Origin of the sequence: Promicromonospora sp. NPDC057488 (assembly GCF_042802395.1) — a bacterium.
In the GTDB taxonomy this organism is placed as follows: Bacteria; Actinomycetota; Actinomycetes; order Actinomycetales; family Cellulomonadaceae; genus Promicromonospora.
The window spans coordinates 1-19,941 of record NZ_JBHVEG010000116.1; the positions used below are offsets into that span (position 1 = coordinate 1).

Annotated in this window: 17 protein-coding genes; 8 read left to right on the plus strand and 9 right to left on the minus strand. The window is 71.1% G+C overall.

Annotated elements, in window-relative coordinates:
• Positions 1 to 56 precede the first annotated feature (56 nt).
• Positions 57 to 728, minus strand: coding sequence for an HAD family hydrolase (locus ACFU5G_RS20580; protein ID WP_377249007.1), 672 nt, complete (start codon positions 726 to 728; stop codon positions 57 to 59).
• Positions 729 to 870: 142 nt separating this feature from the next.
• On the opposite strand from ACFU5G_RS20580, the gene ACFU5G_RS20585 reads away from it, so the two are divergent.
• Both ACFU5G_RS20585 and ACFU5G_RS20590 read left to right on the plus strand, forming a co-directional pair.
• Positions 871 to 2,568, plus strand: coding sequence for a lysyl oxidase family protein (locus ACFU5G_RS20585; protein ID WP_377249010.1), 1,698 nt, complete (start codon positions 871 to 873; stop codon positions 2,566 to 2,568).
• A 31-nt stretch (positions 2,569 to 2,599) separates the two neighbouring features.
• Positions 2,600 to 3,397 carry a crotonase/enoyl-CoA hydratase family protein gene (locus tag ACFU5G_RS20590; RefSeq protein WP_377249013.1) on the plus strand — a complete coding sequence of 266 codons (798 nt, stop codon included), beginning with the start codon at positions 2,600 to 2,602 and terminating at the stop codon, positions 3,395 to 3,397.
• 51 nt (positions 3,398 to 3,448) lie between these two features.
• Here the strand turns inward: ACFU5G_RS20590 and ACFU5G_RS20595 are convergent, their stop codons facing one another.
• The 3 genes from ACFU5G_RS20595 to ACFU5G_RS20605 all read right to left on the minus strand — a co-directional run bounded on the left by ACFU5G_RS20595 (position 3,449) and on the right by ACFU5G_RS20605 (position 5,905).
• Positions 3,449 to 4,516 (minus strand): adenylate/guanylate cyclase domain-containing protein, encoded by a 1,068-nt coding sequence (locus tag ACFU5G_RS20595; protein ID WP_377249016.1) that lies wholly within the window; start codon positions 4,514 to 4,516, stop codon positions 3,449 to 3,451.
• A 76-nt stretch (positions 4,517 to 4,592) separates the two neighbouring features.
• Positions 4,593 to 4,889 (minus strand): hypothetical protein, encoded by a 297-nt coding sequence (locus tag ACFU5G_RS20600; RefSeq protein ID WP_377249019.1) that lies wholly within the window; start codon positions 4,887 to 4,889, stop codon positions 4,593 to 4,595.
• Positions 4,890 to 5,050: 161 nt separating this feature from the next.
• Complete coding sequence (locus ACFU5G_RS20605; protein ID WP_377249022.1) at positions 5,051 to 5,905, minus strand: biotin--[acetyl-CoA-carboxylase] ligase; 855 nt, start codon at positions 5,903 to 5,905, stop codon at positions 5,051 to 5,053.
• 120 nt (positions 5,906 to 6,025) lie between these two features.
• Between ACFU5G_RS20605 and ACFU5G_RS20610 the strand changes: the two genes are divergently transcribed.
• Genes ACFU5G_RS20610 through ACFU5G_RS20620 form a run of 3 tightly spaced genes read left to right on the plus strand, consistent with a single transcriptional unit; the run spans position 6,026 to position 8,413 of the window.
• Positions 6,026 to 7,624: an acyl-CoA carboxylase subunit beta gene (locus tag ACFU5G_RS20610; protein WP_377249025.1), complete on the plus strand. Its 1,599-nt coding sequence runs from the start codon at positions 6,026 to 6,028 to the stop codon at positions 7,622 to 7,624.
• A gap of 28 nt (positions 7,625 to 7,652) precedes the next feature.
• Positions 7,653 to 8,177, plus strand: coding sequence for a hypothetical protein (locus ACFU5G_RS20615; RefSeq protein WP_020013330.1), 525 nt, complete (start codon positions 7,653 to 7,655; stop codon positions 8,175 to 8,177).
• Positions 8,174 to 8,413 carry an acyl-CoA carboxylase epsilon subunit gene (locus ACFU5G_RS20620; RefSeq protein WP_020013331.1) on the plus strand — a complete coding sequence of 80 codons (240 nt, stop codon included), beginning with the start codon at positions 8,174 to 8,176 and terminating at the stop codon, positions 8,411 to 8,413. Before ACFU5G_RS20615 ends, ACFU5G_RS20620 begins: the two co-directional genes overlap by 4 nt.
• Before the next feature lie 66 nt (positions 8,414 to 8,479).
• On the opposite strand, the gene ACFU5G_RS20625 is transcribed toward ACFU5G_RS20620, so the two are convergent.
• The 4 genes from ACFU5G_RS20625 to ACFU5G_RS20640 form a co-directional block, all read right to left on the minus strand.
• Positions 8,480 to 10,618, minus strand: coding sequence for a S1 family peptidase (locus tag ACFU5G_RS20625; protein ID WP_377249028.1), 2,139 nt, complete (start codon positions 10,616 to 10,618; stop codon positions 8,480 to 8,482).
• Positions 10,619 to 10,789: 171 nt separating this feature from the next.
• On the minus strand, positions 10,790 to 11,173 hold the full coding sequence (locus ACFU5G_RS20630; protein ID WP_377249031.1) for a hypothetical protein: 384 nt from the start codon (positions 11,171 to 11,173) through the stop codon (positions 10,790 to 10,792).
• A gap of 23 nt (positions 11,174 to 11,196) precedes the next feature.
• Entirely contained in the window at positions 11,197 to 14,757 is a 3,561-nt protein-coding gene (locus tag ACFU5G_RS20635; RefSeq protein ID WP_377249034.1) for an ALF repeat-containing protein, read from the minus strand.
• A gap of 76 nt (positions 14,758 to 14,833) precedes the next feature.
• Positions 14,834 to 15,364, minus strand: a complete 531-nt coding sequence (locus ACFU5G_RS20640; protein WP_377249037.1) for a hypothetical protein — start codon at positions 15,362 to 15,364, stop codon at positions 14,834 to 14,836.
• Between the two features lie 222 nt (positions 15,365 to 15,586).
• Between ACFU5G_RS20640 and ACFU5G_RS20645 the strand changes: the two genes are divergently transcribed.
• The 3 genes from ACFU5G_RS20645 (at position 15,587) to ACFU5G_RS20655 (ending at position 18,562) form a co-directional block, all read left to right on the plus strand.
• The gene (locus ACFU5G_RS20645; protein WP_377249040.1) at positions 15,587 to 15,988 is read left to right on the plus strand and encodes a hypothetical protein; all 402 of its coding nucleotides are present in this window, start codon (positions 15,587 to 15,589) and stop codon (positions 15,986 to 15,988) included.
• 63 nt (positions 15,989 to 16,051) lie between these two features.
• Entirely contained in the window at positions 16,052 to 17,749 is a 1,698-nt protein-coding gene (locus ACFU5G_RS20650; protein WP_377249043.1) for a DUF885 domain-containing protein, read from the plus strand.
• Positions 17,750 to 17,893: 144 nt separating this feature from the next.
• Positions 17,894 to 18,562, plus strand: coding sequence for a Maf family protein (locus tag ACFU5G_RS20655; protein ID WP_377249046.1), 669 nt, complete (start codon positions 17,894 to 17,896; stop codon positions 18,560 to 18,562).
• A 56-nt stretch (positions 18,563 to 18,618) separates the two neighbouring features.
• Here the strand turns inward: ACFU5G_RS20655 and ACFU5G_RS20660 are convergent, their stop codons facing one another.
• Positions 18,619 to 19,629: a hypothetical protein gene (locus ACFU5G_RS20660; RefSeq protein ID WP_377249049.1), complete on the minus strand. Its 1,011-nt coding sequence runs from the start codon at positions 19,627 to 19,629 to the stop codon at positions 18,619 to 18,621.
• Between the last annotated feature and the right edge of the window lie 312 nt (positions 19,630 to 19,941).

Below are 19,941 nucleotides of genomic sequence, written 5' to 3' on the forward strand. Positions count from 1 at the left end.
GCACAGGCCTGTGCCGACCTCGATGCAAACTGCCGAACCAGCAAAGCGGACGGCGCCTACGCCGTCAGTGGTACCTCGGCCAGGGTCCGGATGCGGTCCGCGACCTCCGGGTACCGGTCGTAGCGGTCCAGCAGCAGTGCGCCGAGCCCGGCGTCGAGCGGCGCCTGGAAGTCCTTCTCGACGTCGTTGCCCACCATGAGCACGTCGCCCGGCGCGACGCCGAGGATCTCGCAGGCGGAGCCGTACGCGCGCGGGTCGGGCTTGCCGGCGGGCAGGTCGTCCGAGGCGACGACGACGTCGACGTGCGCGGTGAGACCGGTGCGGTCGAGCTTGAGCCGCTGGTGCGCGGAGTCGCCGTTGGTGAGCAGGGCGACGACCAGGCCGGCGTCGCGCACCCGCCGCAGCGCCGGGACGGCGTCGTCGAACGCCACCCAGCCCTGCTCGTAGCGGGAGAGGTAGCCGGTGAAGAGCTCGTCGGCCTCGTCGTCGGTGGTGTCGGCCCCCAGGAACTCGCGCACGCGGACGCGGCGCTGCTCCAAGAAGGTGATCTCGCGACGCTGGTACCGGGCGTAGGCATCCTCGGAGATGCCGCCCCATGCGGTGACCAGCTCCTCCGGGTCGTCGAGGTCGAGACCCAGCTCGGGGAGCCAGTCCAGGAGCGCCGCGCGAGAGGCGCCCTCCTGGTCCACGAGTGTGTCGTCGAGATCGAAGAGAACGACTTTCAGCACGTTCGCATCGTGTCACACACCGACCCGTGCCCCGCCCTTGGCACAACTCAGGGGGTGAATCGCGCCCCGGAGACAACGAACCGGCCGCGTCATCCGTCTCTAGCGGTGACAGGTTCCTGTCCTCACTCCAGCTGGGGGATCCATGACCGCACTTAGCTTGACCCGTCCTACGTCGCGCCTGCTCACCATGGGTGTGGCAGCCGTGCTGGCCCTCGGCCTCCTCGGCGAGGGCGGCGCCACGAACACCGCGAGCGCGGCCACGACCGAGTCCGCCACGACGACGGCGCCGACCTCGGCGACGAAGCCCGGCCTGCGCTTCGCCCCGGCGGCGAGCACCGTCCAGGCCTACACGTACGACGGCTTCGTGTACCTCGACTCGGCGGTCTGGCTGGCCGCGTACGGCGAGACCCACGAGTTCTGGGCGAAGCGGAAGAAGGCCTCCGCCCCGGTCTCGCTCACCAGGACGGTGATCCGGGACGGCAGGCGCACGACCACGAAGGCGCCGGCCGCGATCGTCGACGGGCTCAACGGTTTCAAGAACGGGCTGACGGTCCAGGTAGCCACGACCAAGGGCAAGGTCCTGGCCAAGGACACGCGCAGCCTGTGCCCGAGCGGGGCGGACCGGCAGCGCGTCGAGCCGAACGGCCGGACCGAGCCGGTCTACCCCGAGTTCTGCGGCGGCAGCTGGTTCACGAGGTCGAGCGTGTCCGGGATCGAGCAGGGCTGGGCCTCGAAGCTCGACACGTTCTTCGAGCTCGAGACCAAGCAGAAGAACCTCGTGATGACGGTCTCCATCAGCGACCCGGTGGCGAACTTCCTGGGGCTGCCGGCCAAGGGCCGCACGGTGACGCAGCAGGTCGAGGTCGTCGACGAGTGCGAGATCTTCGACTGCGGCGAGATCGCCGAGGAGCTCCTTGGCACACCTGCCGAGGGGTTCAGCTCGGCGCAGGACGGCGACGCCGCGTCCGCCCGGGCCGAGAGCCTGCGGGCGCAGAGCGGCCACGCGGGTCACGGCGGCAGCAGCACGGGCTCAGAGCACCGCACCAACCTGTTCACCCTCGGGGACGCCGCGCACGCGGGCGGCGACCACCCGGCGCTCGGCCAGCGCGGCTCCACGCCGTCGAACCGCAAGCCGGCCAAGGACACGCTGCCCGACCTGGTCTCCGCGCCCGCATGGCAGATCGGCACCGAGGTGGACGAGGCCGGCACCGACCGGCTCACCTTCAACGCCAACGAGTGGAACGCCGGGCCCGCCCCGCTGGTCGTCGAGGGCTACCGTCGCGGCGCCGGCGAGCTGATGGACGCCTACCAGTTCTTCTACAAGAACGGCAAGGAGGTCGGCAGCACCAAGACCGGCACCATGGAGTACCACCAGGCGCCGGAGCACAACCACTGGCACTTCCTGGACTTCGCGAGCTACGAGCTCGTCACGACCAAGGGCAAGCCGGTGACGCCGTCGGGCAAGCAGTCGTGGTGCCTGGCGCCGACCGACCCGGTCGACCTCGCCGTGCCGGGCGCCGTGTGGCGGCCCGAGGCCACCGGCCTCGACAGCACCTGCGGCGACCGCTCGGCCATCTGGCTCCGTGAGGTGCTGCCCGCCGGCTGGGGCGACACCTACAACCAGACGCAGACGCAGGCGTTCGACCTGACGAAGGTCAAGAACGGCACCTACCGGATCAAGATCACGGTGAACCCGAACGGCGCGCTGCACGAGCGGACGAGGTCCAACAACGTCAGCTACCGGACCGTGGTCCTCGGCGGCAAGGCCGGTAAGCGCACGGTAACGGTCCCGCCGTACGAGGGCGTGGACACGGAGGTCGAGGTCGTACCCGAGCGGTGACGGACCGGGGCGCCTGCGTAGGCTGCGCCCCATGAACGCGAGCAGCACGACGGGCGTCCCGTCCGGGAGCGGCATCACCTGCACCCTCTCGGACGGGATCGCCGACGTCCGCCTCGACCGGCCGGACAAGCTCAACGCCCTCTCGCTCGGCATGCTCGCCGAGCTGCGGGCCACCGCACGCCGCCTGGGCCGCGAGCCCGGGCTGCGTGCGGTCGTGCTGTCGGGCAACGGCCGCTCGTTCTGCGCGGGGCTCGACCTGGGCTCGGCGGCCCGCAACCCTGCCGCGGTGGCCCGGGCGTTCGTGCCGACGCCGCGGGGCACCAACCTGTTCCAGGAGGCCTGCTGGGCCTGGCGGCGCCTGCCGGTCCCGGTGATCGCGGCCGTGCACGGGCACGTCATCGGCGCGGGCGTGCAGATCGCCCTGGCGGCCGACCTGCGCCTGACCGCCCCCGACGCCCGCTGGTCCGTCAAGGAGGTCGAGCGCGGCCTGGTCCCCGACATGTCCGGGATCCGCGCGCTCGTCCAGCTCGTCGGCATCGAGACGGCCAAGCGCCTCACCTTCACCGCCGAGGAGTTCAGCGGGGCCGACGCCGGACGGCTGGGCCTGGCGGGCACCGTCACCGACACCCCGGTGGACGAGGCGTTCGCGCTGGCGGGCCGCATCGCCGAGCGGCGGCCCGAGGCCGTGGCGGCGGCGAAGCGGCTGTTCGACCGGCGGTGGTCCTCGGGCGACCGCCGCACGTTCGCGGCCGAGCGCCGCGAGCAGCTCCGGCTGCTGCCCGGCGCGATGCGGGCGCTCCAGAAGATGCGGGGCGGTTCGGCCGGCTGAGGCGGCGCCGCGCCCGGGGCGCCGTCGGGCAAAGGGCGGCCCCGCCCGCCGTCAGCCCTGGTAGGCGCGCTGCAGCCGCACCGGCGCGAGCGGCCCGATGCCCGGCACCTCGCGCACGGGCTGCGCGGTGAGCGCGTAGCTCGAGCTCGTGGCGAGCAGCGCGGCGGTCTCCTTGTCGACCAGCACGGTCGAGGGGTCGGACTGCTCCGTGAGGCGTGAGGCCAGGTTGACCGTGGGCCCGAAGATGTCGCCGAACCGCGACAGCACCCGCCCCCAGACCAGCCCGACGCGCACCGGGATCTCCGGGTCGCCCGGCGCCGCCGTCCCGAGCTGCGCGCCGGAGGTCTCGGCCAGGCCCAGGGCCACCTCGGCACCGGTCGCGACGTCGTCGGTCACGAACAGGACGGCGTCGCCGATGGTCTTGACCACGCGGCCGCCCGCGTTGACGATGACGTCGCGCGCGCCGGCCTCGAACCGCTGCACGAACTCCGCCAGCTCCTCCGAGCCGAGCCCCGCCGTCCGCTTGGTGAACGAGACGATGTCAGCGAACCCGACCGCCCGGAGCAGCGGGAGCTGGTGGCCGTCGTTGCTCTCGTCGCCCCGCGCGCCGGCGAACTCGATGGCGGTGCGGCCCGTGAGCGCCGCGAGCTGACGCCGCCAGGCGTGCTCGAGCTGCCGGCTGAGCATCTCGGACATCTCCGGGAGCTTGTCCAGGGCGAGCAGCCGCGCCGAGGTCTCGTCGAGCTGGTAGCGCCGGGCCAGGTGCTCGACGAGCGCCTCGACCTGCCAGAGCGCCAGCCGCTCGGTGGTGTGGCCCACCGACCGGATGAAGGTCATCTGGGCGCGCTCGTCCATCTGCTCCGCCTCGAACAGCCCGGCCGCGTCCTTGAGCGCCTCGACGTCGGCGTCGGTGAACCAGGTCTCGGTCGGGTGGGTGACGGGCAGGCCGATCCAGCGCCAGTACCGGGTCACGAACTGCTTGTCGAGCCCGGTGAGCTCCACGACCTGCGACAGGGTGTAGCGGCGCGCGCCGCCCAGCAGGGTCTCGTCCAGGCGGGCCGCGGTGTCGGCGCCCGGGGTCTCGTGGTTCGTGGGGGACGTCTCGGAGTTGTGGAGCACGTCACCACTGTAGGCGGGCGCACCTCATGCAACCGCATGCACCGGCCGCGGGGCCCCGCGTGCGGGCCCCCGCAGGTCAGGCCACGAGCGTCAGCACGAGCGGGATCCCCATGAGCACCAGGAGCATCCCGACTACCGTCACGACGTTCCACAGGGTCAGCCGCACGCCGCGGACGCCGTCGTCCCGGTGGAGCAGCACCCAGACGACCAGCAGCCAGGCGATGCCGGCCGCGACGAGCCCCGTCGTCGGCGTCCCGTCCGTCTGGACGATGCCGCGGTCCAGCCGGACCGTGCTGATGAGGTACACCGTGACCACGGCCGCGGCACACACGATTCCCTTGGCCACACCGACCGTGGCTCGCCCTGCCTCCATGGCGTCTCCTGCCGTCGGCCACCAGTGCTGCGCATCGTCGCGTGTGGCGCAGATTACCGCAGGTCAGGTGCTGTGCGGCAGGGGCTGCCGTGGAGTTCACCCGGGCAGCCGGGCCGGTTCACCCGCCGCGACCGAGGCGCCCGCGACCGTTCCGGACGGCCTTACCGCAGGTGCCAGACGTCGCCCGCGGTCACCGTGCGCTCCTCGCCGGCGTCCGTCCGGATGCGCAGCGCCCCGGTCCCGTCGAGGCCGACGGCCTCGCCCTCCAGCACGCCGGCGTCCCCGGCGAGCTCGGCGCGCACCCGGGTGCCCAGCGTCGCGGACACGGCCGCGTACTCGGCCAGCAGGCCGGCGGCCACGACGTCGCCGGCGGCGTCCTCCCAGCGCCGGACGACGGCGTGCACCTCGCCGAGCATCCGGACCAGCACGTCGGTGCGGTCGGGCCGCGGGTAGCCCGCGAGCGCCAGCGACGTCGCCGTCGGCACGGGGAGCTCCTCGGCCGACTGGGACACGTTGAGCCCGATCCCGAGCACGACGGCGGGTGCGGCGCCCGCGGCGACACCGGCCGGTCCGGCGTCGGGCGCCTCCGGCACCACCTCGGCGAGGATGCCGGCGACCTTGCGGTACGGCCCCAGCCCGCCGACCGTGTCGGCGGCGGGCAGCAGCACGTCGTTGGGCCACTTCACGGCGGCGCTGACCCCGTCGTCGGACACGGCGCGGACCACCGCGAGGCCGGCCAGGAGCGGGAGCCAGCCCAGGGCCTCCGCGGGGACGCGGGGCCGGAGCAGGACGGAGACGGTGAGGCCGGCGCGCGGCGGCGTCTCCCACGACCGGCCGGCGCGGCCGCGGCCGGCGGTCTGCTCCTCCGCGACCAGGGCCGACGGCGCGGGCCAGGCGGCCGGGTCGGCGCGGACGGCGGCGACCAGCTCGGCGTTGGTGGAGGGCGAGGTCTCGACCACCTCGACCCGGGCGAACCCGGGGACGGTCAGGCGGTCGAGGTACAGGGAGGGGCGCACCTCTTCATCCTCTCCCTTGGGCCGCGCGGCCGCCCTTGGAGGAAACCCACAAGTCGGCGGCGCGACCCGCTGGGGTCTCCCGCATCGAGCAAGAGGCATCCGACAACTACGCTCGGAGCTGTGAACGACTCCACCACCACCCTCGCCGGTACGCGCGCCAAGCTGGACGACCTCGACGCCCGCCGGGCAGCCGCCATCGACACGCCAGAGGAGACGGCCAAGGAGAAGCAGCACAAGCGCGGCAAGAAGACCGCCCGTGAGCGCATCGAGGCGCTCCTGGACGAGGGCAGCTTCACCGAGCTGGACGCGCTGGCCAAGCACCGCAGCCGCAACTTCGGCCTGGACAAGAAGCGGATCGCCGGCGACGGCGTCGTGACCGGGTACGGCACGATCGACGGCCGCCAGGTCTGCGTCTACTCGCAGGACTTCACGGTCTTCGGCGGGAGCCTCGGCGAGGTGCACGGCCAGAAGATCACCAAGGTGCAGGACCTGGCGCTGCGCACCGGCGTGCCGCTCATCGGCATCAGCGACGGCGGCGGCGCGCGCATCCAGGAGGGTGTCGCGGCGCTGACGCAGTTCGCGGAGATGTTCCGGCGCAACGTGGCGGCCTCCGGCGTGATCCCGCAGATCTCCCTGATCCTCGGCCCGAGCGCGGGCGGCGCGGTGTACTCCCCCGCCCTGACCGACTTCATCGTCATGGCCGACCAGACGTCCAACATGTTCATCACCGGCCCGGACGTGATCCGCACGGTGACGGGCGAGGACGTCGACTTCGAGACCCTGGGCGGCGCCCGGACGCACAACTCGAAGTCGGGCGTGGCGCACTACATGGGCAGCGACGAGGACGACGCGCTCGACTACGTGCGCCACCTGGTGAGCTACCTGCCGCAGAACAACCTGTCGGACGCGCCGTCGTTCCCGCCCGACGACGAGACGGTGCTGGAGGTCACGCCCGAGGACGAGGCGCTCGACGAGCTGATCCCGGACAGCGACAACCAGCCGTACGACATGCGCGAGGCCGTCGAGGCCGTCCTGGACCCGGAGTCGTTCCTCGAGGTCCAGCCGATGTTCGCGACCAACGTGCTGATCGGGTTCGGGCACGTGGAGGGGCAGTCGGTCGGCATCATCGCCAACCAGCCGCAGTCCATGGCGGGCACGCTCGACATCGACGCCGCCGAGAAGGCCGCGCGGTTCGTGCGCACGTGCGACGCGTTCAACATCCCCGTGCTGACCTTCGTGGACGTGCCGGGCTTCCTGCCCGGCGTCGGCCAGGAGCACCAGGGCATCATCCGCCGCGGCGCCAAGCTGATCTACGCGTACGCCGAGGCCACGGTGCCGCTGGTCACGATCATCACCCGCAAGGCGTACGGCGGCGCGTACATCGTCATGGGCTCCAAGCAGCTCGGCGCGGACGTCAACCTGGCGTGGCCGACGGCGCAGATCGCCGTGATGGGCGCGAGCGGCGCGGTGAACATCCTGCAGCGCGGCGCGCTGAAGACGGTCCAGGAGGCGGGCGGCGACGTCGAGGCCGAGCGGGCCCGGCTGACCGGCGAGTACGAGGACGCCATCGTCAACCCGTGGGACGCCGCCGAGCGCGGGTACGTGGACGCGGTCATCCGCCCGTCCGAGACCCGGGTCCAGGTCGTGCGTGCCCTGCGCGCGCTGCGCACCAAGCGATCTACGCTTCCTCCGAAGAAGCACGGCAACATCCCGCTGTGACCGGCGGGAAGATCCGGAGGGGAACCAGATGAGCCACGAAGACGCCACCCACGGCCCGGCGCCGATGGGCCGCGTCGACACGGAGCCGATGCACCGCGCCGTCGACGCCCTAGCGGCCGCGCTGCACGACTACGTGGGGACCGCCGTGGGGGTGCGTGCCGAGTTCGGCGCCGCCGAGGCCGACGAGGACCCGCGCGTCCTGGCCCTCGAGTCGAAGGTGGGGCACCTGAACGCCGCGCTGTTCGACACGCTGCACGGCGCGCTGGGCATGCACCCGGACCTCACCTCGTCCGTGTGGGAGCCGGAGCACGAGGGCGAGGAGGACGAGATCCTCGAGTCCGAGACGCCCGAGGAGGGCGAGTCGTTCTACCTGGGCTTCGTGGTCGGCGCGCGGGGCGGTGACGCCTCCCTGGACGGCGTGATCGACCTGCTCGACGCCGCCGGCGAGTCGGTGGCCACGCAGCTCACCGAGGGTGGTTACGACATCGCGGAGTGGGCGGCCTCGCGCGGCGAGGCCCCAGGCTTCGGCTTCTACGAGGAGGACGACGAGTGAGCTCCGAGGTGCGCGTGGTCCGCGGCGAGCCGGACGACGTCGAGGTGGCGGCGCTGGTCGCCGGCCTCGCGGCGGTCGCGGCCGCCGGGACCGAGCCCGAGGACGCCGCGCCGCTCGACGAGTGGACCAACCGTTCCCGCGCGCTGCGCGGGAACGGGGCGGCCACGGCGAAGAACTTCGGCGGGCGCTCGGGGCGGCACAACGCCGACTCGTGGCGGTGGAGCCTGCGGTCCTGAGCACGGGGTGGTGGGGCACGGCCTGCGCCGTACCCCACCACCCGTGGGTCTCACCCCGGGACGGGATCAGCCGATCGCGGCCCCGAAGGAGACGCCGCCGGACGGGATCCCGCCGGTGCCCGGCTCGTAGGTGAGCAGCGGGTCACCGGTGGACGTCCCGGTGACCTGCGACCACGGGAGGGCCCAGACGCGGCCCGCAGTGAACTGCCCGTTCGGGGCGCCGAGGTAGAGATGTTCGCTCGTCGCCTGGACCACCGCACCGAGACCGGCGTTACCGGCCGCGTTCTGGCCGGGCAGGAACGGGCCCGGGAAGTAGACCCGCTCCTGGAAGGCGCCGGGTGCGTCGAGCGCCGAGAACACGGTGACGCTTCCGGACGCCTGGTCCGCGGAGCCCGTACCCGTGGGCACGACGTCACCCGGGGCACCCACGGCCAGCACCACCCGGGGGCTCACGCCACCCCCCGAAGGCAGGAGTGCCAGCCCCACGTCGGCACCGAACCGGTCGTTCGCGCCCGCGGCACCGTCCACGCCGTCGGCGTCCTGGTGGTACTCCTCGATCTCGTTCCAGGTCCCGTCCGCGCCCACCCTGAGGGTCAGCGCGCGGCCCTGGTTGGCGGCCGTACCGGTGACGACCTTGCCCGGAACGCCGACCGCGACGATCGAGTCGCCCTGGGCGAGGGTTCCGGAGGTACCGAACCGGGTGACGTCGACCGACGCACCGAACCGGTCGTTGTCGCCGGCCGTGCCGGAGATGCCTTCGGTGTCCTGGCTGAAGGCGGCGACCTCGGTCACCGCACCGCTGCTGTCGGCCGGGTGGTCGAGGACGTGGACGAAACCGGTGTTCGTCTGACCGGACACGAGCGACTCGCCCGGCGCCCCGATCACCAGGTGCCTGCCGTCCGCCGCGACCGACGTGCCGAACGCGTCGTCGGTCTCGCTCGCGCCGAACACGTCCGGCAGGTCCTGGTTGATGACGACGGACGGCTCGAAACCGCGGATGTAGTAGACGGCTCCGGCGTCCACCCCGGCGGTGCCCACGTTCTTGCCCGGGGCGCCGATAGCGAGGTACGCCGTGCCCGCGTCCGTGCGGCCCGCGGCGAGCGATGCGCCGAGCTGGTCGCCGGACACGTTGGTGGCCGCCGCGAGCGCTCCAGCGCCCTGCCCCTGGCGGAAGGCGGCCTCCGTCGGCCCGTTGAGCAGACCCTGCGGGGAGCCGTAGACGATCTGGACCAGGCCGGTGCTGGACGCCTCGAACGGCGTGCCGATGGCGAGGTCGGTGCAACCGTCCGCGTTGCGCTCGAAGGTGGCCAGGCTGTACCCGAACCGGTCGTCGGCGGACGCGACGTCGCCGACTCCCGGCGAGTTCTGGCTGATGGCCACGGTGCCCTTGTTCCCGCCATAGACGACCCGAACCTGACCGGCACGTGCCGCCCCGTCGACCGTGGCCTCCGGGTCGGCGATGGCGACGTCGGCGATCCCGTCGCAGTTGAAGTCCACCCAGCCGTCCCGGTAGGCCGTCGTGGCGATCCAGTCGCGCACGTCGTCGACGCGGACGTTCACCGCGCCCGTGCGCGTCTCGGCCGGGTCGGCACCGAAGCAGCCGCCCTGCCACGACCTGCTGCTGACCGCGACCAGCTCGGGCGTGCCGCCCCCGGCACGCAGGGCAGGCCCGCCCGTGTCGCCGGCGCACACCGCGGCTCCGCCCAGACCGGTCAGCGCCACGTCCCCGCCCGTGACGGCGTCGACCGTGAACAGGCCGCTGTGCCGCTGCAGGGGAGCCCACTCGGTCGCCGTGCGGCCGTAGGCGGGCAGGCTCAGCTCCTCACCCGGCGCCGGTGCGGTGCCGGCGATCGCCACGGGGGCGATGCCGCTGACCGGAGTCGCGAGCTTGACCATCATGAGGTCGCGGTCCTCGTGCGGGACGAGCTCGATGACATCCCGGACCTGACCCGCGGTCGTGGTCAGGTCGGCCCGCCCGATCGTGGCGGTGGTCGCCAGGGCCGGCGGGCCGCTCGGCGCCGGGGTGCCGGCGGCCGGGTCGTCGACGAAGCAGCTCGCCGCCGTGAGCACCCACTGCGACGCCACGAGGGCGCCGGAGCAGGCGCGCTGTCCGTCGCCGATGTCGAGGCGGGTGGTGAACTGGTTGGTGTCGAGGCTCGGGGTGCCGACGACGGCGGTGGCGGGGGACGCGATGAACGGTGTCACCAGCAGCAGGCAGGCTGCCGCAGCCAGACACGCCAACGATTTGCGAGATGTCTTCATGTCACTTCCACGATGCGCTCAGGGCGGGATGGACTGGACGGACTCGGCCACGTCCGCATTACCTGGACCTGCGGGGGATACCGGCCGCAGACATTTCAAGGAAACCCTCTGCCATCAGTCCTGCCTATCGAGCACCAACGATGGCGGCCCATCAGCGTCGGCAAAAAACTCGACCGCGTCACCACCGCTCAGGTAAAGCTGAACGCCACCAACGGCGCCGCCCAGTTCTCCTTCATCGACCAACAAATAGACAAAATCAGACGACGCCGCGCTGTCAACAAACTCCCATCGGCCCGCGAATTCCACTGGATCGCTGCCACCAGAACCAATAACCTGATCGGCCGAGATACCGGACGCGGAGAACGTACCGTCGGGCTCCAGATGGATCTCGGCACCCGACGTCACGTTCTCATAAACACCAGAAATGTCGTCCACATCTGTTAGCGACGAGCATCCCGACACGAACGCCAGACCTACGCTCAGCGAGAGAAGGCGCATTCGCCACACTTTCCGCCCAGGAGTCATGGACCAAGTACGACAGTGAAGTCGATTGTCTGATGCTTGGGAGACATCGGCCCGGAACTGCCCACAGCATTGTTCACCGGAGTACCGACATAGTCAGTCCACCACTGCGTGTAGCCAATCACCGGAGGATGGGTTGCCGACTCGATGTCCGACTCGTTGTACGCGGTATAACGCCAGACCACAGACCCGTCCGAGTTCTCTCGAATAGGAGTCACGGTGACATCATGCGATCCGAGAAATGTGTAGGCAAGATTTCCCGTGCTCCCAAAGGTGGCAAGCGTCGAGTAATCTTGGATATACTTCCATGTTCCTTCGAAGCCCTTGAGACCATAGTCATACTGGTAATGGTGATTCATCGCATAGTCACCAGTCCGGGTCAAATTCTCGAAGTAGCTGATCGCCTCTTGGGTATGCGGGTGCAAGCGATACATCTCGGTCAGCTCATCACCCGGTCCGAAGTACTGCTTGCTGGGCCCCCGCCCGGTGAGCCACTGCACTCCCAACTCCCAGGGGGTGGTGTGGTTACTTTCCCTTGACCCTTGTCCCATCCATTCCATCCACGGCGCCATGTACATCACCGTGTCTTCCATCCCATCCGGAAGGTCGTCAGCCGGGTTAGTCCCGTCCGCCTCGTGCTCTCGCGCCTTCGCAGCAGCAGCTTGCGCCTTGGCGATCGCTTCGCGCATCGCGGCTGCGTAGGCGATGCGCCGGGCATCGAACGCCGCCGAGGCGGCTCCGGCGGCGTCCTGGCCAGCAGCGAGTGCTGCAGCACGAGCGGTCGTCGCCGATGCCTGGGCATCAGACGCGTAAGCGGCTGCCCTACCCGCTGACTGCACAGCCTGTGTAGACGCGTAGGTCGCAATGCGGCGGGCCTGTTGGGCCACGGAAGCGGCTTGGCGTGCGGCCTCGGCAGACTCCGCTGCTTCTGCGGCAGACTGCTCCGCGGCGTCAGCATTGTCGCGGGCCTCTTGGGCCGACGATGCAGCATCAGCCGCATAGCCATCAGCACGACTGGCCCACTCGCTGGCTTCGGCTGCGGCGTTTCGAGCGGTCGCGGCGGCTGCGGATGCCCGGGCTGCGTCCTCCTGCGCATCTGCGACGATCCTGGCGGCAGCAGCGATGGCGGCGCGGATCGCACTGACGTGGGTTGCACGATCATGATCGACTCGCGCTGCATCGTACTGAGTCTGCTCGACAAATGTTCGTCGCATTCGGGTGTCGCCCTCTAGTGCGATCTCGGCGGCCGCCGATACGAAAGGCCCGCCAGCGGCCAAAAGGCGTGCGACCTCAACCTCGTCGTCCTCGCGGACGGCCACCGCCCACTCCACGCCCAAGAAATGATGCACGGACTCGGCAGTCCCCGCGACTAGCGCAGCTCTGGCCGCTGCTCGAACTGCCGGCCCGCTGTCCGCGGCGCCGTAGATCTTCGCGACCTCGACGCGGTTGTCCTCTTGCGCCGCTTCAATTGCCCCCTGCTCTAGGAATAGTCTGATCGTGTTGGCATCCTCGCTCTCAAGTGCAGCTGCTGCCGCAGCGGCGACATCTGCCTTTGCAACAGCTGCGACAGCAGCGACGTTCTCACTGTTGTCCTGCTGCTCAGCAATGACGCGATCAGTCTCGATCCAGTGGATCACATCCTCGTCCGAGCCAGAGAGTGCAAACTCCGCGGCCTCTTGGGTCCAGGTCCCCGACATCTCCATGAGCTGACAAGCCGCCTGTCGACCGGCAGCCAAGGCCTGCTCAGTAGCCCCGCTCTGCAGGGCCGATTCTGCCGACGCTACAAGGGCCCGGAGGTCTTCGGACATCCGCGCTTCTTGGGTCCGCTCCCGCGTGAAGGCTTCCATAAGGTCTGTTTCGAGTTCCGCCTGGAGCCTGGCATTGCCGACGGCCGCTTCGGTCTCCTCGGTCAAGCGCGACGTCTCGGCCTCCCGAGCCGCTTGCTCCACGGATCGAGCTTCGGCGACGGCTTCTGCGGCAGCATCTGCGGCCTCAACCGCGGCTTCAGCCGCAATCGTGGATCGGTTGGCGAAATCAATCGCCTCGCCTGCGTGATCAGCCGCTTCTTCGGCGGAGTCCGCAGCATTCTCGGCATGATCGGCAGCACTGTTGGCCGAGTCACGGGCCAGCCGAGCCGCGGCAGCCGACTTGTTCGCCAATGTTCGGGCCGTGTTCGCGGCGCGGGTGGCCCTGGCTGCAGCCGCACTTGCCTCGTCGGCGGCCCGCCGCGCGGCCGCAGCCTCGGACTGCGCCGCACCTGAGGCTTCAGCAGCATCGGCCGAGGCAGCGGCTGCGGCCGCGGCGTTGGTCGCCGCGCTTGCAGCAGCTGAGCCGGCCACCCCCGCTTGGCTTGCGGCAATAGCCGCCTGGTCGGCCGCTGTGGCCGCCGTGCGGGCTCGGCCCGCCGCGTCCCGAGCACCCTCGGCCGCGGCCCGAGCGGCCGCAGCCTTCGATGCGTCGCTCGAAGCGGCGATCGACGAGCTGTAGGCACGCGATGCAGCACGACCAGCGGAAGCGGCAGCTGCAGCCGCCGCCTGAGAGGCCGTCGCAGCTCGCTGAGCCGCGACCTGCGCGGTCAGAGAGGCGGTCACAGCAGTCGCGGCCGCGGACGCGGCACCCGCAGCTGCCCGTGCGGCCTTGTTCGCCGCCCTTGCCGAGCGCTCTGTGTCCTCCTGGGCTGCCTCAGCCTCAGCCTTGGCCTCCAAGGCTGCCGCCTTGGCCTCGCTTGCAGCATCGACGGCTCTGCCCGACAGCTCGACCGCCTGCTCTGCGTTCAAACTTGCACGCCGACCCTCAGCTTGCACCACCTCTACAAGCTGCTGAACAGTGGCTGATTCTTCGTCACGTGCCCGCGCGATGTATTGACCTGAGTCCAGGAACCACCGGATGGCATCGGGCGATCCGTCATTCAGCGCCCGCACCGCATACTCCCGGACCTGCGGCGAGGCTGTCGCAAGGATCGACGACACCTGAACTCGTTCATCCTCGTCCTGCGCCGTGAACCGCCCATCGTCTAGGAATGCACGCAGCGCGAACGGCGACCCGTCTGCCAGTACTGCCGATGCCTCACGCTGGACCGCGACCCCGCCGCTACCCAAGACCGTGGCAACCGCCACCCGCAGGTCCTCATGCACAGCGGTGTCGTACCCGCCGTCCAGGAACGCCGCGATCGCGGCGTCGCCCCCGGCGAGTGCAGCGGCCGCCGCCTCACGGACCCCTGATCCCGCATAGGGCAGAACTGCGGCAAGACTGAACTTGTTGTCCTCAGCACGGGCAACGGGCAGTACGTCGTTGATGAACGTGGTCACGTCTGACGCCGTGCCGGCAAGTGCCATGGCAGCGGCCTCGCGGACTGCGCTTCCACCAGTCTTATAGGCCCAGACCGCCTGGCCCCGCCCCGTTGCAGGTAGACCAGTGTCAACCTGATCCGAGACCGAGGCAGCGAGATAGGCAGCGCGGGCCGTCGGCGCACACGTAGGCAGAGAGCCAACGGCAGCGACCCCCGCCATCACAGCGAGCACCTGACGGCGGCTCAGGATCAGAGGTGCATTTGGACGCATCGCATCTACCTTTCCAACGGAATGGCCGAGCAGGTCACGAACCTTCTAGCTGTCCAGCTGGGTAACACACCTACGGTCAGCGCGAGACCCGGATCTCAAGCAGGGCGAACCTCTGCCCTTCCGAACCGGGGTCAGACTCGCCGACCGACTGGAGATCGTTCGGGCCAACGTCATAAACCTGCTCATCACCGCTCGCAGCAGTCAGTTCGAGGTGCGTATTGCCGTAGTTGTTGGTCTGGACGAGGTAGGTGCCGTTGAGCTCCAGGGTCAGGTGACCCGAATTGCCCGTCACACGGAAGCAGACGTCCTCGTTGGCCAGACCACGGGCCGACACCCTGATCACGTTCGCGTCAGAACAACCGGCCAGCACGATGTGCCCGTCCCCCCGCTTGAGCAGGAAGCCCCGCTCCTCCAGGATCCGGTCGGCACCGGGGTAGTCGAAGTCCTCGACCGCGAAGGGCGGCAGCTCGTCGGCCGCCACCGCGGCTGCGGCCTCGGTCGGAGCCGCGTCCGCGAGGGCGGCGGGCACGAACAGCCCGCCCGCGGCGATCACGCCGGCCCCCAGCACGGCCGCACCGATGCGGAGCATGTCATTCCTGGCAGTCACGTAGTCGTCTCCTCGCGATGTGGGTCGGGGGCAGGCTCACGGAGGCCCAGACGGATCTGGCGTGATGTCGCTCCGAGCACCGACCTTCGTCCGAACTGTCAAAGATGTCCATATCCATTGCAGTTCGGACAATTCACCCGCGATGACGAGGCAAATTTTTCCTCCGGTGTGCTACCGCTGGGTAAAGTGACTGCGGCCGACGCAGACGACCACGGGGGACGCATGGGGGCAGGGCTTCGACCGGAACTTCCCGAGAACGGGCTTCGCGCCTTCCTCACCACCGCGACGACCGGCAGCTACGCCGAGACCGACCGGACGCACGGCTGGACCGCCACCACGGCGTACCGCAGGTGCGGCGAGCTGGAGGGCGTCCTGGCCCAGCACCTCAACCTGAGCAGCGCGGTGATCCTGCGCCAGAACCAGGAGACCAGGCGGCTGGAGACCACACCGCTCGGCGACGCCCTGATCCCCCTGGCGCAGGCGTACCTGAGGTCCAACGACACGTTCTGGGACGTCCTCGAGGCGTTCGCCTCCGCCACACAGGAGAGCCGCCGGCAGGACGGACGCCGGCGAAGCGCGCAGCCGCGCCAGACGGGCTCCGCACCGCGGGTGCGGTCGCTGTGACGCGGCCGGTCGCGCGCTGAAAATCCGGCGCCGCCACCAGGAGCCCGCCGTAGGCTCCCCCTCATGACCTCTCCCACCCGGCCCTCCACCCCGATCGACGCCGTCGCCGACGCCTACGTCACCCGGCTCACCGAGCTCTCCCCGCTGTCCGCGACGGCCTGGGGCCTGCCCGGCCACGACCACGAGACCGACGACCTCTCCCCGGCCGGCCACGACGCCGTCGCCCAGGCCGGGCGCGAGGTGCTGGCGAAGCTCGACGGCCTGGAGGCCGCCGACGACGTCGACCGCGTCACGCTCTCCGCGATGCGCGAGCGGGTCGGGCTCGACCTGGAGCTGCACGACGCCGGTGAGAACCTGCGCAACCTGAACAACATCGCCTCACCCGTGCAGGGCCTGCGTGACGTCTTCGACATCATGGCCAGCGACTCGGTGGAGGGCTGGGAGAACATCGCCTCGCGGCTGAACGGCCTGCCGGGCGCCGTCGACGGGTACATCGAGTCGCTGACGGCGGCGGCCGCCCAGGGGGATGTGGCGGCGATCCGCCAGGTGCGCGAGTGCGTCGACCAGGCGCGCGAGCTGGCCGGGGCCGACTCCTTCTTCACGTCGTTCACGCGCGGCCCCGCCGTCGACGCGGTGCTGGACGAGTCCGCGGCGTGCAGCCTGGTCCGCAAGGAGCTGGAGCACGGCGCCACGGCCGCCCGCGAGGCCTACGGGAAGCTCGCGGAGTTCCTGGAGCGCGACCTGGCGCCGCAGGCACCCGAGGCGGACGCCGTGGGCCGCGAGCGGTACACCTTGTTCTCGCGCTACTTCCTGGGCGCGAAGGTGGACCTCGACGAGACCTACGAGTGGGGCCTCGACGAGCTGGCCTCGATCGTCGCCGAGCAGGAGCAGGTCGCCGCGCAGATCGCCGGCCCGGGCGCCACGGTCGAGCAGGCGGTGGCGGCGCTCGACGCCGACCCCTCGCGCAAGCTCATCGGCACCGCGGCCCTCAAGTCCTGGATGCAGGAGACGTCGGACGCCGCGATCACCGCGCTGAACGGCACGCACTTCGACGTCCCCGAGCCCGTGCTCGACCTGGAGTGCCTGATCGCGCCGACGCAGTCGGGCGGCATCTACTACACCCCGCCGAGCGACGACTGGTCCCGCCCCGGCCGTATGTGGTGGTCCGTGCCGACCGGCGTCACGGAGTTCAACACCTGGCGCGAGAAGACGACCGTCTACCACGAGGGCGTCCCCGGCCATCACCTGCAGTGCGGACAGGCGGTGTTCGCGCGCGACACCCTCAACAGCTGGCGCCGGCTGGCCTGCTGGGTCTCCGGCCACGGCGAGGGCTGGGCCCTCTACGCGGAGCGCCTCATGGCCGACCTCGGCTACATGGACGACCCGGGCGACCGCCTCGGCATGCTCGACGCGCAGCGCCTGCGCGCGGCCCGCGTGGTGTTCGACATCGGCGTGCACCTCGGCAAGCCTGCCCCCGAGCAGTGGGGCGGCGGCACCTGGACCGCCGAGAAGGGCTGGCCGTTCCTGCTGGCCAACGTGAACATGCCCGAGCAGTTCGTGCGCTTCGAGTTCAACCGGTACCTCGGCTGGCCGGGACAGGCGCCGTCGTACAAGGTGGGGCAGCGGCTCTGGGAGCAGACGCGGGATGCCGCGAAGGCGGCCGTGCCGACCGGCCAGGAATTCGACGCCAAGGCCTTCCATGCCCGTGCGCTCAACCTCGGTTCGGTGGGCCTGGACACCCTGCGCGAGGCGCTGTCCTGATGGCACGTGTCAGACGTACAGGTCCCTCGGGTGACCTGTACGTCTGACACGCGGCCAACGTCCCGGGCGAAGTGACGTGGGTCACTCGGCGTGGATACCGGAAATCCTGTTTGCTCCGGCCGCATTCTCGTTACTGTGTCGCGCGTGCCACGCCTGGTCCTCGCCTCCCAGTCCCCCGCCCGACTCGCGACGCTGAAGTCCGCCGGAGTCACCCCGGACATCGTCGTGTCCGGGGTGGACGAGGACAAGGTCCTCGCCGACGCCGCCGACCGGTTCGGCGACCTCGATCCCGCCGACGCCGTCCTCGTCCTGGCCCAGGCCAAGGCCGAGGAGGTGGCGGCCCGCCTCGAGGCGTCCTGGGACGAGTCCGAGGGCGAGCCGCCCACCGACCTGATCGTCGTCGGCTGCGACTCCATGCTGGAGTTCGACGGCGCCGTGGTGGGCAAGCCCGCCGACGCCGCCACCGCCCGCGAGCGCTGGCGCGCCATGCGCGGCGGCAAGGGCGTGCTGCACTCGGGTCACTGGGTGATCGACCTGCGCGACGACGCCGCGGGCGGCACCGGCGGCACCCTCGGCTCGACCAGCTCGACCACGGTCTGGTTCGCGGACATCGACGACGACGAGATCGACGCCTACGTGGCGACCGACGAGCCGCTGCACGTGGCCGGCGCGTTCACGATCGACGGCCTCGGCGGCCCGTACGTCGAGCGCATCGAGGGCGACCACCACGGCGTGGTCGGCATCAGCCTGCCGTTGCTCCGCGAGCTCCTGGGCGAGCTGGACGTCCCGTGGCGGTCGCTGCGCGACGCGTGACGCTCGCGCGCGGGTGGTTGGTCGGTCGAACGTAGGGTTCGTCGGCCTCTGAGCGCTCAGAGTGCGACGATGCCTACGCTCGCTGGCCCTGGCACTTGCCCAGGCGCGGGGCGCCAGCCGAGCTGGCGCAGGCGGCCGGCCATCTCCGTGCCGACCGTGGGCGTGTCAGAGCTCAGGGCTCGGGCCGCCGGGAACCTGATGACGATCACCCTGCCGCCGGCGACGAGCCGGTTCTGCCGCTCCGCGTCGTCGGCGAGCATCGCCTCCCCGGAGTGGAACGCGCGCCCGTCGATCTCGGCCACCACGTACCGCCCGTCGGGCAGGCGCCAGACGAAGTCGACCCGCGCCAGGAACACGCCGTCCAGCGTGAACATGACCTGCTGACCGTCCGGGGGAACTCCCGAGTCGACGAAGGACAGGTGCGCGAACGACTCGGCGGCCGAACCGTCGAGCGCCCCGGCCAGATCGAGCAGACCCTGAACCCGCCCGGCCCCTCGGCGCCCGCGCAGCATCGCGCGGACGTCGTCGAGGCCGCTCCGGTCGATGCGCTCCTCCCGCAGGGCGCCGCTGAGCACCGCCACGACCTCGCCGCGCGAAAGGTGCGGGAGCGCCTGCGCCAGCGCCGGGACGACGGACGCGATCCGCCGCCCCCGGTACTCCTCGTCGGCGAAGTGCCGGTAGCGCCGCAGCGTCACGCCGTCGACCGCCGAGTGCATCCCGCCCGATCGCGCCGCCTCGGGCAGCACCTCCTCGACGAGGCCGTCGACGCCGAGCAGAGCGAGCGCGCAGGCTCCGGTCGCGATCCCGTTCCCCACGGCCAGCAGCGCGGTCCAGGCGGCACGACGCCGGAGGTGGTCGTGGCGGCCGTCCCGCCGGCGCTGCCCGGACGGCGTCGGGTCGGTGTCGTAGACGCAGCGCACGACGCGGCGCCAGCGGCCCTGCGCGACGAGCAGGCCCACGGCGTCCTTGTCGAGCCCCGCCGCGGCGCACTGCGTCTTGGTCACCAGTCCCTCCTGCGCGGCGGCGACCGACAGCAGCGGCTGCGGGAGGATCCTTCGGGGTCTCATGCCGTCGACCCCACCCCGGCGGGGCCCCACGACGACGCCCGGGGCAGCACCGCTGTGGACGAACTGCCCGAGGCGCCCCCTGTGGTCGCGCTCGCTGCCAGCAACCGCCGTCCGGCGTGCCGGTCGCCCCAGCCGACAACTTCCGCGCCGCGCACGAGGCGCACCGCCGCACCGCACGCCGCGCACCGGCGTCGGGCACCGCGGCGCCAGGTGCCGAATATGGCGCCAAGGTCGGGCGCCGAGGTCCGGGCCGGTGTCGAACGTAGGCTTCGTCGGCGCATGAGGGCCTATGAGCCGACGGAGCCTACGTTC